We start from the raw sequence: 13,226 nt of genomic DNA, 5'->3' as shown, positions 1-13,226 counted from the left end.
GACTAACGCTGGAACGCGACGCCGGTCTTTTCCTTCAATTCCTCATCACTGACACCCGGCGCCGCCTCCACCAGCTGCAGGCCGGCATCGGTCACGTCGAACACGGCCAGGTCGGTGATGATGCGGTCGACCACGCCCACGCCGGTCAGCGGCAGCGTGCATTCGGTCAGGATCTTGTGCTCGCCGTTCTTGGCGGTGTGCTCCATCAGCACCACCACGCGCTGCACGCCGGCCACCAGGTCCATCGCACCGCCCATGCCCTTGACCATCTTGCCCGGCACCATCCAGTTGGCCAGGTCACCCTTGTCGGTGACCTGCATGGCGCCGAGGATAGCCAGGTTCACATGGCCACCGCGGATCATCGCGAAGCTGTCGTGGCTGCCGAAATAGCTGGCACCGGCACGCGCGGTGACGGTCTGCTTGCCGGCATTGATCAGGTCGGCGTCCACTTCGGCGTCGGTCGGGAACGGACCGATACCGAGCAGGCCGTTTTCCGACTGCAGCCACACGTCCACCCCTTCGGGGATGTGGTTGGCAACCAGGGTCGGCAGGCCGATGCCCAGGTTCACGTACGCACCATCGGTCAGTTCGCGGGCGGCACGTGCCGCCATCTCATCGCGGGTCCACGCCATGTCAGTTGCCCTCCGCGCGGATGGTGCGCTGTTCGATACGCTTTTCAGGATGCGGGTTGTGCACGATGCGGTGTACGTAGATGCCCGGCAGGTGCACCTGGTCCGGATCAATCGCGCCGACCGGCACCACCTCCTCCACTTCCACGATGCAGACCTTGCCGGCCATCGCGCAGGCCGGGTTGAAGTTGCGCGCGGTCTTCCTGAACACCAGGTTGCCCGCTTCGTCGGCCTTCCACGCCTTGACCAGCGCCACGTCGGCGCGCAGCGCGGTCTCCATCACGTAGTGCTTGCCATCGAACTCCCGGGTTTCCTTGCCCTCGGCCACCACCGTGCCGTAGCCGGTGGCGGTGAAGAACGCCGGGATGCCCGCGCCGCCGGCACGCAGGCGTTCGGCCAGGGTGCCCTGCGGATTGAATTCCAACTCGAGCTCACCGGCCAGGAACTGACGCTCGAATTCCTTGTTCTCGCCCACGTAGGACGAAATCATCTTCCTGATCTGCCGGGTTTCCAGCAGCTGGCCCAGGCCGAAGCCATCCACGCCGGCATTGTTGGAGATCACGGTCAGGCCCTTGGCGCCGCTGTCGCGCAGCGCGGCGATCAGTGCCTCGGGAATGCCACACAGGCCGAAGCCGCCCACGGCCAGCGTCTGGCCATCGGCGACCACCCCTTGCAGGGCCTCCGCCGCACTGGCGAAGCGCTTGCTGCGCTTGCCGGTGGAAGTCGATTGCTGCATTGCTGTACTACCCTGCACGTTGAGGATGACCGCATTCTAGCTGGAGGGCGGCGAAGCGCCTGGATGCGCCGCAGCATTGCACGGGCATCGCACAGGGTTCCGTAGAATGCCAGGTTCCCCAGCCAATGGCCGGCCCCGTGCCCGCCCCACCCTCGTTGATGGCCCAGATCTACACCGAAGAAGACCTGCTCCGCTGGATGGAAGGCCGGACGCTGGAAATGAGCGACCATGGCCTGTCGGAAGTCCACAGCATGCGTCTGTTCGGTGACATTCTGGTCGCTGAGGTAAAGATCCCGGCCAAGTACTCCTACCGGGTGGAGATCGACCTGGCCGCCAGCCTTCGCCATCCGCGCAGCCTGCTGCGCAACCGGTGTTCCTGCCTGCTCGGCCACGACTGCATGCACGTGGCGGCTGTGCTGGCGCAGATGCTGCAGCAGATCGACCATACGCCCCCCATGCCCGACGACAGCAGCACGCTGCCAACGCTGTTGATCCGTTCGATGACGCCCGTCCTGCGCCTGCACACGGTCGAGTTCCGTCCGCCGTGGCTCGGCCCCCGCGACCCTTCGCAATGGGCCGATATCGCGACCGTGGCCTTCGAATACGACGAACACGTGCGGTTCCTGGATGATCCGAGCCTGTTCGCCCACGATCCGGAAGGCCAGCTTGCGCTGCTGCCCCGCGACCTGGCCGAGGAATCACGGCGCGAGGCCGAGCTGCGCACGGTGGGGCTGCATCGCGACACGGCCCCGCGGGCGCCATTGGAGGGCGCAGGACCTCAGTTCCAGCTGCGCACCCATGACTGGACACGATTCCTGCTGGACGACGTACCGCGCCTGGAAGCCTTGGGCTGGAAGGTGGAGACGGACGACGATTTCCGCCATCGCATCACCCGGGTGGATGAGATCGACCTGGACATCCAAGCGGACCCGGCGGATGCGGGCTGGTTCAACCTGGGCCTGGACATCCAGGTGGAAGGCCGCAACGTGTCGATGGTTCCGCTGCTGCAGCAGGTGCTGCAGTCCGATCCCCGCTGGATGCGTGGCCAGCTGGACGCCATCGGCGATGACGAGAACATCCTGTTGATGGCAGGCGACAACACCCGCCTGGCACTGCGGGCCGCGCGACTGAAGCCGATCATGGCCCTGCTGGCGGACCTGTTCACCCAGCGTGGCGCGCCGCTGCGCTTGTCAGCGCTTGACCGTGGTCGCCTGCAGGCGCTGCGAGACACGGCGCGCCTGCAGTTCCGGGGGCGCAAGGATACCCAGGCGCTGGTGCAGCGCCTGATGCAGGCACCCGCACTGGGTGAAGTGCCGCCACCGGCGGGGCTGGTGGCGACGCTGCGTCCCTATCAGCGTGAAGGCCTGTCGTGGCTGCAGTACCTGCGCCAGCAGGGTCTGGGCGGCGTGCTGGCCGATGACATGGGGCTGGGCAAGACCCTGCAGACGCTGGCGCATCTGCTGGTCGAAAAGGAAAGTGGCCGCCTGGACCAGCCGGCGCTGCTGGTGGTGCCGACCTCGCTGCTGCACAACTGGCAGAGCGAAGCCGCACGCTTCACCCCTGGCCTGCGGGTGCTGACCCTGCACGGACCGACGCGCGAAGCACTGTTCGAGGCGATTCCCGAGCATGATCTTGTGCTGACCACGTATCCCCTGCTGTGGCGCGACGAGCAGGCGCTGCAGGCACATGCCTACCATCTGCTGATTCTGGATGAAGCCCAGCAGGTGAAGAATCCGAAGTCTCGCGCGGCCATCACCCTGCGCACGCTGCAGGCCCGCCATCGCCTGTGCCTGACCGGCACGCCACTGGAGAACCATCTGGGCGAGCTGTGGACGCAGTTCGACTTCCTGCTGCCCGGCCTGCTCGGCAGCGAGAAGCAGTTCAACCAGCATTGGCGCCATCCGATCGAACGTGGCAGCGACCACCGTCGCGCCACGTTGCTGGCGCAGCGCCTGCGTCCCTTCATCCTGCGCCGGCGCAAGGACCAGGTCGCGTCAGAGCTTCCGCCCAAGACCCTCATTACCCGTGCGGTGGAAATGGAGGGCGGCCAGCGTGATCTCTATGAAACCGTGCGTGCCGCAATGGAAAAGCAGGTGCGCGAGGCCATCAGCGGCAGCGGGCTGGCGCGCAGCCATATCGTGGTGCTGGATGCCTTGCTGAAGCTGCGCCAGGTCTGCTGCGATCCGCGCCTGCTGCCGGGCGACGCCCCGGCACGCAATGCCGGCTCGGCCAAGCTGGAGCTGCTGCGCGACATGCTGCCGTCGATGGTCGAGGAAGGCCGGCGGGTCCTGGTGTTCTCGCAGTTCACCGGCATGCTGGCACTGATCGCACAGGCGCTGGAGGAGCTCGGGCTGGCCTATGTGACCCTGACCGGCGACACCCAGGACCGGGCTACGCCGGTGCAGCGCTTCATGCAGGGCGAGGTGCCGGTGTTCCTGATCAGCCTGAAGGCAGGTGGCGTCGGGTTGAACCTGACCGCCGCCGACACCGTCATCCACTTCGACCCCTGGTGGAACCCGGCGGCCGAAAACCAGGCCAGTGACCGCGCCCATCGCATCGGCCAGCAGCAGCCGGTGTTCGTTTACCGGCTGATCGCCGCAGGCAGCATTGAAGAACGGATCGCCGAGCTGCAGGAACGCAAGGCCACGCTGGCCGACTCGATTCTCGAAGGCGGCGGTGCTACGGGGCCACGCTTCAGCGAGGAAGACGTGCAGGCGCTGCTGGCGCCGTTGCCGGGAAAACCACCAGCGTCGCGCAGGGTACGTCGCCGGATCTGAGCTCTAACCTTTTCCGCTCTGGTAGAGCACTGCAATCTTCAGGCGGGCGCTATTTCCTCCATCACCTGCTTCAGACCATCCTGCCAGGTCGGCAGGACGATGCCGAAATCCTGCTGCAGCCTGCGGTTGTCCAACACCGACCAGGCAGGGCGCTTGGCCGGGGTCGGATACTCGGAACTGGGAATCGCCTCGACGGTCGGCACCTTCGCCAACACGCCGGTCGCCAGCGCTTCGGCGAAGATCGCCTCGGCGAACCCATGCCAACTGGTCTGGCCGCTGGCCGTCAGATGCCAGGTGCCGGACAGCTGCCCCGGATGCTGCAGTGCCTGCGCAGTGACATCAGCGATCAGCGCGGCCGGCGTCGGCGTGCCGACCTGATCGGCTACCACACGCAACTGGTCGCGCTCAGCGCCCACCCGCAGCATCGTGCGCAGGAAATTGGCGCCATGGGAGGCGTACACCCACGCCGTCCGGAAAATCAGATGACGACCGCCGGCAGCGCGCACGGCCTCTTCGCCATCACGCTTGCTGGTGCCGTACACACCCAGCGGCGCGGTCGGCTCGTCCTCGCGGTAGGGCGCACTACCCTGGCCATCGAACACGTAGTCGGTGGAGTAATGCACGAACGGCACGCCATGGGCCGCGCACCAGCGTGCGATCACACCCGGCGCCTCCGCATTGGCGGCGAAGGCGGCCTTCGTGTCCTGCTCGGCACGATCGACTGCGGTATAGGCCGCAGCGTTCACCACTACCGACGGCTGGAGACGGTCCAGCAGGGCTGGCAGAGTGTCGGGCTGGCCGAAATCCGCTATCTCGCAGGCACTGCCGTCAGGCAGCTGACCACTGCGGGTGGTGGCAACCACGTCACCCAGCGGCGCCAGCGCACGCAGCAGCTCCTGGCCAACCTGGCCGTTGCCACCGAACACCAGAACGGTCATGGCACGTAGACCGGCAAGCGATCTTCAGCGATGTCCTTCAGGAACGGGGCGTTCTCGTCCTTGGCCGACAGCGTCGGCGCACTGACCGGCCAGTCCACGGCGATATCGGCATCGTTCCAGCGTACGCCTGCATCGAAGTCCTTCAGGTAGACCTCGGTGCACAGGTAGCTGAACACGGCGCGCTCGGACAGCACCGCAAAGCCATGCGCGAAGCCTTCCGGAATCCAGAACTGCTTCTTGTTCTCCGCGCTCAGCACCACCGCTTTCCACTGGCCAAAGGTCGGCGAGCCACGGCGGATGTCCACCGCCACGTCATAGACCTCGCCTTCGAGCACGCTGACCAGCTTGCCCTGCGGGCGCGGCCACTGGTAATGCAGGCCACGCAGCACGCCCTGCGCCGAGGTGGACACATTGCTCTGCACGAAACGATCCGGCAGGCCCAGCGCGGCGAAACGCTCGGCATTCCAGGTTTCGAAGAAGTAACCGCGGGCATCGCCGAACACGGCCGGCTCGATCACCACGCAGCCGGGCAACTTGGTTTCAATCACTTTCACGGAACGACTCCACGCTGGGCGAGCGTGTGCAGGTACTGGCCGTAGCCATTCTTGATCAGCGGCGCGGCGAGTGCCTCCAGCTGTTCGGCGTTGATCCAGCCCTGGCCGAAGGCGATTTCCTCCGGGCAGCAGACCTGCAGGCCCTGCCGGGTCTGGATGGTCTCGATGAAGTTGGACGCTTCCAGCAGCGACTGGTGGGTGCCGGTATCGAGCCAGGCATAGCCGCGGCCCAGTGCTTCCAGATGCAGGTTGCCTTCGGCTAGGTAGCGCTTGTTGAGATCGGTGATCTCCAGTTCGCCACGGGGCGACGGCTTCAGGTCGGCGGCATGCGCGCTGGCATTGCCGTCATAGAAGTACAGGCCGGTCACCGCATAGTTCGAACGCGGATTCTCCGGCTTCTCGACCAGGTTGATGACCTTGCCGCTCTTGTCGAACTCGGCCACGCCGTAGCGCTCCGGATCATTCACCCAGTAGCCGAACACGGTCGAGCCGTGCACGCGTTCGTCTGCACGCTTGAGCACCTCGCGCAGGCCGTGGCCGTGGAAGATGTTGTCGCCCAGCACCAGGCAGCTCGGCTTGCCGGCGACGAAGTCGCGGCCGATAAGGTAAGCCTGGGCCAGGCCATCCGGACTAGGCTGCACCGCGTACTGGATGTCCATGCCCCATTGCGAACCGTCGCCCAGCAGCTGCTGGAACAGCGCCTGTTCGTGCGGGGTATTGATGATCAACACTTCGCGGATGCCCGCCAGCATCAGCACGCTGAGCGGGTAGTAGATCATCGGCTTGTCGTACACCGGCAGCAGCTGCTTGCTGACACCCTTGGTGATCGGATACAGCCGGGTGCCGGAGCCACCGGCGAGGATGATGCCCTTGCGCTGGGTCATGAGGTCTCCTGGGTTCAGGCCGCGGTGCCGATGCGCTGCAGACGGTAGCTGCCGTCGAGCACGCCGTTGACCCATGCCTGGTTGTCCAGGTACCAGTCGACGGTGAAGGTGATGCCCTGCTCGAAGGTGTAGGCCGGTTCCCAGCCCAGGTCGTTCTTCAGCTTGGACGCATCGATCGCATAGCGGCGGTCATGGCCGGGGCGATCGGTGACGTAGGTGATCTGGCTGCTGCGCGGCTGGCCATCCGCACGCGGGCGGCGCTGGTCCAGCAGTGCGCAGATGGCCTGCACCACTTCGATGTTCTGTTTTTCCGAATTGCCACCGACGTTGTAGGTCTCGCCAACCTGGCCCTTGGCCAGCACGGTGCGGATCGCCTCGCAGTGATCGGACACGAACAGCCAGTCGCGCACCTGCTTGCCGTCGCCGTACACCGGCAGCGGCTCGCCGGCCAGCGCCTTGGCGATCACCAGCGGGATAAGCTTCTCGGGGAAGTGGTACGGGCCGTAGTTGTTGGAGCAGTTGGTGGTCAGCACCGGCAGCCCGTAGGTGTGGTGGAACGCACGCACCAGGTGGTCCGAGGCGGCCTTCGACGCCGAGTACGGGGAATTCGGAGCATACGGCGTGGTTTCGCTGAACTTGCCGGTCTCACCCAGGGTGCCGTACACCTCGTCAGTGGATACGTGCAGGAAGCGGAAGGCCGCGCCCTGCTCGGCCGGCAGCGCCTTCCAGTAGTCACGGACCGCCTCCAGCAGGCCCAGGGTGCCCACCACGTTGGTCTGGATGAAGGCACCGGGACCGTCGATGGAGCGGTCAACGTGGCTTTCGGCGGCGAAGTTCACCACGGCATCCGGCTGATGCTCGGCCAGCAGTCGGGCGACCAGTTCGCGGTCGCCGATGTCGCCTTGGACAAACAGGTGGTTCGGGTTGCCATCAAGGCTGGACAGGGTCTTCAGGTTGCCGGCGTAGGTCAGCACATCGAGGTTGATGACCTTGACGCCGCGCGCGACGGCCTCGAGAACGAAGTTACCGCCAATGAATCCGGCGCCGCCGGTGACAAGCCATGTAGGCACTACCTGTTCTCCTGATCGAGATTCGTGGGACGGGGCCTTCATGGCCACGACAATGCAACGTTGAAGGATACAACGGGCCTCCGGTAACACGCGATCACACCAGTGAACTCAGGCCGACTGCATTGCTGCATCGCAACAGTCGGAGCCTCCACCATACGCATTCGCATGGTCACCCCAAGCCAGCTAGAATCGGGGTCCCACCCCCGAACCGGTTGCTGCTTCAGGACCGGACGTTCTCCCCGTTATTGAAGGACCCCGTACCAGATGAAAATCCTCGTCGCGTACAAGCGCGTGGTGGACTATAACGTCCGCATTCAGGTCAAGCCGGACGGTTCCGGCGTGGTCACCGACGGCGTCAAGCTGTCCCCCAATCCCTTCGATGAAATCGCCCTGGAAGAAGCCCTGCGCCTGCGCGACAAGGGCATCGCCAGCGAAGTCGTGGTTGCCACCATCGCCCCGGCCGACGCTCAGGCGCACCTGCGCAACGGGCTGGCCATGGGCGCCAATCGTGCCATCCACGTTGTCACCGACCAGGCCATCCAGCCGCTGACCGCCTCCCGTACCCTGCTCAAGTTGATCGAGAAGGAACAGCCGGACCTGGTGATCCTCGGCAAGCAGGCCATCGACGACGACGCCAACCAGACTGGCCAGATGCTGGCCACGCTGTGGGGCCGCCCGCAGGCGACCTTCGCCAGCAAGCTGGAAATTGCCGATGGCAAGGCCACGGTGACCCGTGAAGTCGACGCCGGGCTGGAAACGCTGGAAGTGGATCTGCCGGCCGTGGTCACCACCGACCTGCGCCTGAACGAGCCGCGCTTCATCAAGCTGCCGGACATCATGAAGGCCAAGGCCAAGCCGCTGGAAACCCTGCAGCTGGCCGACCTCGGCGTTGAAGCCGCCGACACCTTCAAGACCACCCACTACGCCGCGCCGTCCAAGCGCAGCAAGGGCGTGATGGTCAAGGACGCGGCCGAACTGGTTGCCGCACTCAAGCAGAAGGGGTTGCTGTAATGAGCAGGATTCTCGTCATCGCCGAGCACCACGAAGGCAAGCTCAACGCCGCCACCGCCAAGACCGTCAGTGCCGCCGCCGCCATCAGCGGTGCCAGCATCGACGTGCTGGTGCTGACCGCCGACCCGGCCGCCGTCGCCGCTGAGGCCGCGAAGATCGCTGGCGTCGCCAAGGTCCTGACCGTGGCCAACGCCGCCAACGCCCAGGCCCTGGCCCAAGTGCTGGCGCCGCAGATCGCACAGCTGGCCAAGAGCTACACCCACGTGTTCGGCCCGTCGACCACCTTCGGCAAGGACCTGATGCCGTGCGTGGCCGCGCTGCTCGGCGTCAACCAGGTCTCCGACCTGATGAGCGTTGAAGGCAGCCACACCTTCAAGCGCCCGATCTACGCCGGCAACGCGATCATCACCGTGGAAGCCCCGGCCGACCAGATCGTGGTCGCCACCGTGCGTGCCGCCTCGTGGCCGGAAGCCGCCCAAGGCGGCAGCGCCGCCATCGAAGCGGCCAGCGTTGACGCTGCCCTGCCGACCCACACCCGCTTCGTCGGCCTGGCCGCCGGTGCCAGCGACCGTCCGGACCTGCAGAGCGCCAAGCGCGTGGTCTCCGGTGGCCGCGGCGTCGGTTCGGAAGAGAACTTCAAGGTCATCTTCCAGCTGGCCGACAAGCTCGGTGCCGCCGTCGGTGCCTCGCGCGCCGCCGTTGACGCCGGCTACGTGCCCAGCGACCTGCAGGTCGGCCAGACCGGCAAGATCATCGCGCCGGAACTGTACGTGGCCGTCGGCATCAGCGGTGCGATCCAGCACCTGACCGGCATCAAAGATGCCGGCACCATCGTCGCGATCAACAAGGACGGCGACGCGCCGATCTTCGAGATTGCGGATATCGGACTGGTGGGGGATCTGTTCACGATCCTGCCGGAGCTGGAAACAGCTCTGAGCTGAAAAAACCTGAAAGATGCCACGCAATCAAAGGGTTACGTGGCATCTCAACCCACCTTGGGGCCTGCAGGGACGCCGGCCTGGATCACCCGTCCTTGCAGTACCTGTCGCTATAATCCGTGGTCAACCCGCGTAAGGACTGCATTGATGACGCTTCCGTGTTTCAAGGCCTATGACATCCGTGGCCGCGTTCCGGATGAACTGGATGAACGCCTTGCCCGCCGCATCGGCGCAGGCACTGCCGCGTTGCTGGGCCCGGGACCGGTGGTGGTAGGGCACGACATCCGCCTGAGCAGCCCCGCCCTGCTGCAGGCAGCCATCGAGGGACTGACGGCCAGTGGCCGCGACGTGATCGATATCGGCATGTGCGGCACGGAAGAAGTCTATTTCCAGACGTTCCACCGCCAGGCTGCCGGTGGCATCATGGTGACCGCCAGCCACAACCCGATGGACTATAACGGGATGAAGCTGGTCCGCGACGGCGCCAAGCCGATCAGTGGCGACACCGGCCTGTTCGACATCCGCGATTTCGCGGCGTCCGACGCACCGCTGGGCAACGGTCATGGCACCATCACCCGGGACGTCGACAAGGCCGCTTATATCCAGCACCTGCTGGGCTATGTCGATGTGGCCAGCCTGAAGCCGCTGAAGATCGTCACCAACCCCGGCAATGGCGGCGCCGGCCTGGTTATCGACGAACTGGCGCCGCACCTGCCTTTCGAGTTCATCCGCATCCAGCACGAAGCGGACGGCAACTTCCCCAATGGCATTCCCAATCCGCTGCTGCCGGAAAACCGTGCGGCGGCCCGCGATGCCGTGCGCGCGCATGGTGCAGACTTCGGCATCGCCTGGGATGGCGACTTCGACCGATGCTTCTTCTTTGATGCGGAAGGCAACTTCATCGAGGGCTATTATCTGGTCGGCCTGCTGGCCACGGCCCTGCTCGCCCGCCAACCAGGAGGAAAGATCATCCACGATCCTCGCCTGACCTGGAACACAGTGGAAATGGTCGAGCAGGCAGGTGGCGTGCCGATCATGAGCAAAACCGGCCACGCCTTCATCAAAGAGCGCATGCGCGCCGAAGACGCGATTTACGGCGGCGAAATGAGCGCGCACCATTATTTCCGCGAGTTCGCATACTGCGATTCGGGCATGATTCCCTGGCTGCTGATTGCACAACTGGTTTCCAGCACCGGCAAGTCGCTGGGTGAGCTTGTGGCCGACCGCATGGAGGCTTATCCGTGCAGCGGTGAGATCAACTTCCGTGTGGATGATGCCAAGGCTACAGTCGCGCGTGTGCTGGCACATTTCGAGCCCCAGCATCCCGTCCTGGACCATACCGACGGCATTAGCGCCGAATTTGCCAAGTGGCGCTTCAATCTGCGCAGCTCCAATACCGAGCCGCTGCTTCGCCTGAACATCGAGACCCGCGGCGATAAAGCACTGCTGCAGGATCGCACCCGCGAGCTGACCGCCCTGATTGGCGGCACGCCAGCCAATCATTGAAGAGGACCCCACACGTATGACCCCCATCGTCCCCGTCATTCTTTCTGGCGGCTCGGGCACCCGTCTGTGGCCGCTGTCGCGCGAAGCCTATCCGAAGCAGTTCCTGCCGCTGGTCGGCAGCGACACGATGCTACAGGCAACTTGGAAGCGTGTTGCCTCGATCGCTGGCGCCGCGCCCATCGTGGTAGCCAACCAGGAGCATCGCTTCATGGCAGCCGAGCAGCTTCGCGAATGCGATGTCGCGCCGCAGGCTCTGATCCTTGAACCGGTTGGCCGAAACACCGCGCCAGCCATCGCGATCGCAGCGCTTCAGGCGCTCGCCGGCGACGATGATGCCCTACTGCTGGTACTTCCATCGGACCATGTCGTCCGTAATGAAGCCGCGTTCCATTCTGCGGTGCTGCTCGCGGCGCAAGCAGCTGAGGCGGGCAAGCTGGTGACTTTCGGTATTGTGCCCACCTCGCCGGAAACCGGCTATGGCTACATCAAAGCCGCCGCTGGCGAAGGCGTGCATGCCGTTGACCGATTCGTCGAGAAACCGGATCTGGCGACGGCCGAGCGATATGTTGCCTCGGGTGAGTACTACTGGAACAGCGGCATGTTCCTGTTCAAGGCCTCACGCTATCTGAAGGAGCTGGAGATCCTGCAGCCGGCGATTCTGGCAGCGTGCCGCGTCGCGCTTGAAAAGGCCTCGCGCGACAATGACTTCGTCCGCCTGGACGCCGATGCGTTCGCAGCCAGCCCAAATGACTCCATTGACTACGCCGTGATGGAAAAGACCGCCGACGCTGCTGTCGTGCCATTGGATGCCGAATGGAACGATGTCGGCTCATGGTCGGCCTTGTGGGAGGTCTCCGATAAGGACGTCGATGGCAACGCCTGCCACGGCGATGTGATCGCACTGGATTGCAAGGACAGTTATGCCTACGGCAGCCGCCTGATCGCCATGGTCGGCCTGCAGGACGTCGTTGTCGTTGAGACCGACGACGCTGTATTCGTGGGGCACAAGGATCGCGTGCAGGACGTCAAGGAGATCGTTGGCCGCATCAAGCGCGAGGGGCGCAGTGAGGCCGCAGCACACCGCAAGGTGTACCGCCCATGGGGCGCGTACGATTCCATCGACAATGGCGCCCGGTTCCAGGTAAAGCGGATCACAGTCAACCCGGGGGCCACGCTCAGCCTGCAGATGCATCACCATCGTGCCGAACACTGGATCGTGGTCAGCGGAACTGCAGAGGTGACCCGCGGCGACGAAGTCATTCTTCTGACCGAGAACCAGAGCACTTACATCCCACTGGGTGTAACCCACCGGCTCAAAAACCCCGGCAAGCTGCCACTCGAACTGATCGAAGTGCAGTCGGGCAGCTATCTCGGCGAAGATGACATCGTGCGCTTTGAGGATCAGTACGGGCGCGCACCTCTATGAAAACCCGCCGCGCCTTACCGATGACGGTAAGGCGCGGTTCGTGCAGCAAATTCTTCCCAACCAGGACCACCGCGGCGTTCATACAACAATGGACCGGGATGCGGGCGCTCTGCGGTGCGCTGCGGCAAGACGGGTTGCAGCACGAAAGGATGGCGACTGAAGCACAGCTTCAACGCATAGAAGGGAAGCAGGCCAACGAAGCTCTTCCACTGCGAGCGGAACTGCAGGCAGGCTAGAATGCAGCGCAGGCGCTGGCCGATACCGACAGAAATCGGCAGCAATGGGCCATTTCGGGCCATGGGCGAAAGTACCCGAAACACGGGACCAGGAAGCCCCTCACCCTGGTAAAGCGTGTACTGAAACAGCGCCGCCCCCAACTCGGTCGCGAGAGCCAGGCCCGCAAGATGCGAAGCATCATGGTCAGGATGCCCCCCCTCCCAAGCAGGTACGATGATCTCGTCGAGGCTGGCACCCGCATAGTGGGCGCGCAGCGCTTCAATGGCGGGATCCAGCTGGTTGCACAGGTCACCGTCAGCAAAGGCGTGCTGCGCCCCTAGGAAGCGCATGGACGTGAGCGGAACTCCCAGTGCCGTCAGCACCTTCTCACTCTCATGCTGTCTGCGCAGGATGTCCTGCCCACCCCAGCCGCCATCGGTCATCCAGGCCAGATGGATCTGCCTCCCCTCCGCCATGGCCTGCTCGATCCATGGGAAGACGCCGAACTCATCATCTGGATGAGCCAGAAGGAACAGCACCG

General features: G+C 64.7%; 12 protein-coding genes. 5 read left to right on the top strand and 7 right to left on the bottom strand.

Going from position 1 to position 13,226, the window contains the following annotated elements; genetic code table 11:
- Positions 1-2 precede the first annotated feature (2 nt).
- Together AC5P8D_RS17560 and AC5P8D_RS17555 are read right to left on the bottom strand one after the other, a co-directional pair.
- Positions 3-632: a CoA transferase subunit B gene (locus tag AC5P8D_RS17560; protein WP_331600754.1), complete on the bottom strand. Its 630-nt coding sequence runs from the start codon at positions 630-632 to the stop codon at positions 3-5.
- A gap of 1 nt (position 633) precedes the next feature.
- Complete coding sequence (locus AC5P8D_RS17555; RefSeq protein ID WP_043398748.1) at positions 634-1,365, bottom strand: CoA transferase subunit A; 732 nt, start codon at positions 1,363-1,365, stop codon at positions 634-636.
- A gap of 158 nt (positions 1,366-1,523) precedes the next feature.
- Here AC5P8D_RS17555 and AC5P8D_RS17550 point away from each other — a divergent pair, with 158 nt between their 5' ends.
- Positions 1,524-4,142 carry a DEAD/DEAH box helicase gene (locus AC5P8D_RS17550; RefSeq protein ID WP_495203567.1) on the top strand — a complete coding sequence of 873 codons (2,619 nt, stop codon included), beginning with the start codon at positions 1,524-1,526 and terminating at the stop codon, positions 4,140-4,142.
- A gap of 38 nt (positions 4,143-4,180) precedes the next feature.
- Here the strand turns inward: AC5P8D_RS17550 and rfbD are convergent, their stop codons facing one another.
- The 4 genes from rfbD to rfbB are packed head-to-tail and all read right to left on the bottom strand — an operon-like array spanning position 4,181 to position 7,588.
- A complete protein-coding gene (gene rfbD, locus AC5P8D_RS17545) occupies positions 4,181-5,080 on the bottom strand; it encodes a dTDP-4-dehydrorhamnose reductase (RefSeq protein ID WP_495203537.1) in 900 nt (299 codons plus the stop codon).
- A complete protein-coding gene (gene rfbC / locus AC5P8D_RS17540) occupies positions 5,077-5,634 on the bottom strand; it encodes a dTDP-4-dehydrorhamnose 3,5-epimerase (protein WP_495203536.1) in 558 nt (185 codons plus the stop codon). The genes rfbD and rfbC overlap by 4 nt, the downstream gene beginning before the upstream one ends.
- Positions 5,631-6,518, bottom strand: a complete 888-nt coding sequence (gene rfbA / locus AC5P8D_RS17535) for a glucose-1-phosphate thymidylyltransferase RfbA (RefSeq protein WP_495203535.1) — start codon at positions 6,516-6,518, stop codon at positions 5,631-5,633. The genes rfbC and rfbA overlap by 4 nt, the downstream gene beginning before the upstream one ends.
- A 14-nt stretch (positions 6,519-6,532) precedes the next feature.
- On the bottom strand, positions 6,533-7,588 hold the full coding sequence (gene rfbB, locus AC5P8D_RS17530; protein WP_495203534.1) for a dTDP-glucose 4,6-dehydratase: 1,056 nt from the start codon (positions 7,586-7,588) through the stop codon (positions 6,533-6,535).
- A gap of 264 nt (positions 7,589-7,852) precedes the next feature.
- On the opposite strand from rfbB, the gene AC5P8D_RS17525 reads away from it, so the two are divergent.
- The 4 genes from AC5P8D_RS17525 to AC5P8D_RS17510 all read left to right on the top strand — a co-directional run bounded on the left by AC5P8D_RS17525 (position 7,853) and on the right by AC5P8D_RS17510 (position 12,469).
- Positions 7,853-8,599 (top strand): electron transfer flavoprotein subunit beta/FixA family protein, encoded by a 747-nt coding sequence (locus tag AC5P8D_RS17525; protein ID WP_057496707.1) that lies wholly within the window; start codon positions 7,853-7,855, stop codon positions 8,597-8,599.
- A complete protein-coding gene (locus tag AC5P8D_RS17520) occupies positions 8,599-9,540 on the top strand; it encodes an electron transfer flavoprotein subunit alpha/FixB family protein (protein ID WP_495203533.1) in 942 nt (313 codons plus the stop codon). The genes AC5P8D_RS17525 and AC5P8D_RS17520 overlap by 1 nt, the downstream gene beginning before the upstream one ends.
- Positions 9,541-9,684: 144 nt before the next feature.
- The gene (locus tag AC5P8D_RS17515; RefSeq protein WP_495203532.1) at positions 9,685-11,043 is read left to right on the top strand and encodes a phosphohexomutase domain-containing protein; all 1,359 of its coding nucleotides are present in this window, start codon (positions 9,685-9,687) and stop codon (positions 11,041-11,043) included.
- Between the two features lie 16 nt (positions 11,044-11,059).
- A complete protein-coding gene (locus tag AC5P8D_RS17510; RefSeq protein ID WP_495203531.1) occupies positions 11,060-12,469 on the top strand; it encodes a mannose-1-phosphate guanylyltransferase/mannose-6-phosphate isomerase in 1,410 nt (469 codons plus the stop codon).
- 14 nt (positions 12,470-12,483) lie between these two features.
- Here the strand turns inward: AC5P8D_RS17510 and AC5P8D_RS17505 are convergent, their stop codons facing one another.
- Positions 12,484-13,224 carry a PIG-L deacetylase family protein gene (locus tag AC5P8D_RS17505; RefSeq protein ID WP_312785472.1) on the bottom strand — a complete coding sequence of 247 codons (741 nt, stop codon included), beginning with the start codon at positions 13,222-13,224 and terminating at the stop codon, positions 12,484-12,486.
- Between the last annotated feature and the right edge of the window lie 2 nt (positions 13,225-13,226).

The organism is Stenotrophomonas sp. YJH_SMC_101-4 (genome assembly GCF_059370395.1).
This window is presented reverse-complemented; position numbering and strand designations above follow the sequence as displayed.

Coding starts and splice junctions, on each gene's coding strand:
- rfbD (WP_495203537.1), bottom strand. CDS start 5,080: ATGACCGTTCTGGTGTTCGGTGGCAACGGCCAGGTTGGCCAGGAGCTG.
- AC5P8D_RS17520 (WP_495203533.1), top strand. CDS start 8,599: ATGAGCAGGATTCTCGTCATCGCCGAGCACCACGAAGGCAAGCTCAAC.
- AC5P8D_RS17525 (WP_057496707.1), top strand. CDS start 7,853: ATGAAAATCCTCGTCGCGTACAAGCGCGTGGTGGACTATAACGTCCGC.
- AC5P8D_RS17555 (WP_043398748.1), bottom strand. CDS start 1,365: ATGCAGCAATCGACTTCCACCGGCAAGCGCAGCAAGCGCTTCGCCAGT.
- rfbA (WP_495203535.1), bottom strand. CDS start 6,518: ATGACCCAGCGCAAGGGCATCATCCTCGCCGGTGGCTCCGGCACCCGG.
- AC5P8D_RS17560 (WP_331600754.1), bottom strand. CDS start 632: ATGGCGTGGACCCGCGATGAGATGGCGGCACGTGCCGCCCGCGAACTG.
- AC5P8D_RS17515 (WP_495203532.1), top strand. CDS start 9,685: ATGACGCTTCCGTGTTTCAAGGCCTATGACATCCGTGGCCGCGTTCCG.
- AC5P8D_RS17510 (WP_495203531.1), top strand. CDS start 11,060: ATGACCCCCATCGTCCCCGTCATTCTTTCTGGCGGCTCGGGCACCCGT.
- AC5P8D_RS17550 (WP_495203567.1), top strand. CDS start 1,524: ATGGCCCAGATCTACACCGAAGAAGACCTGCTCCGCTGGATGGAAGGC.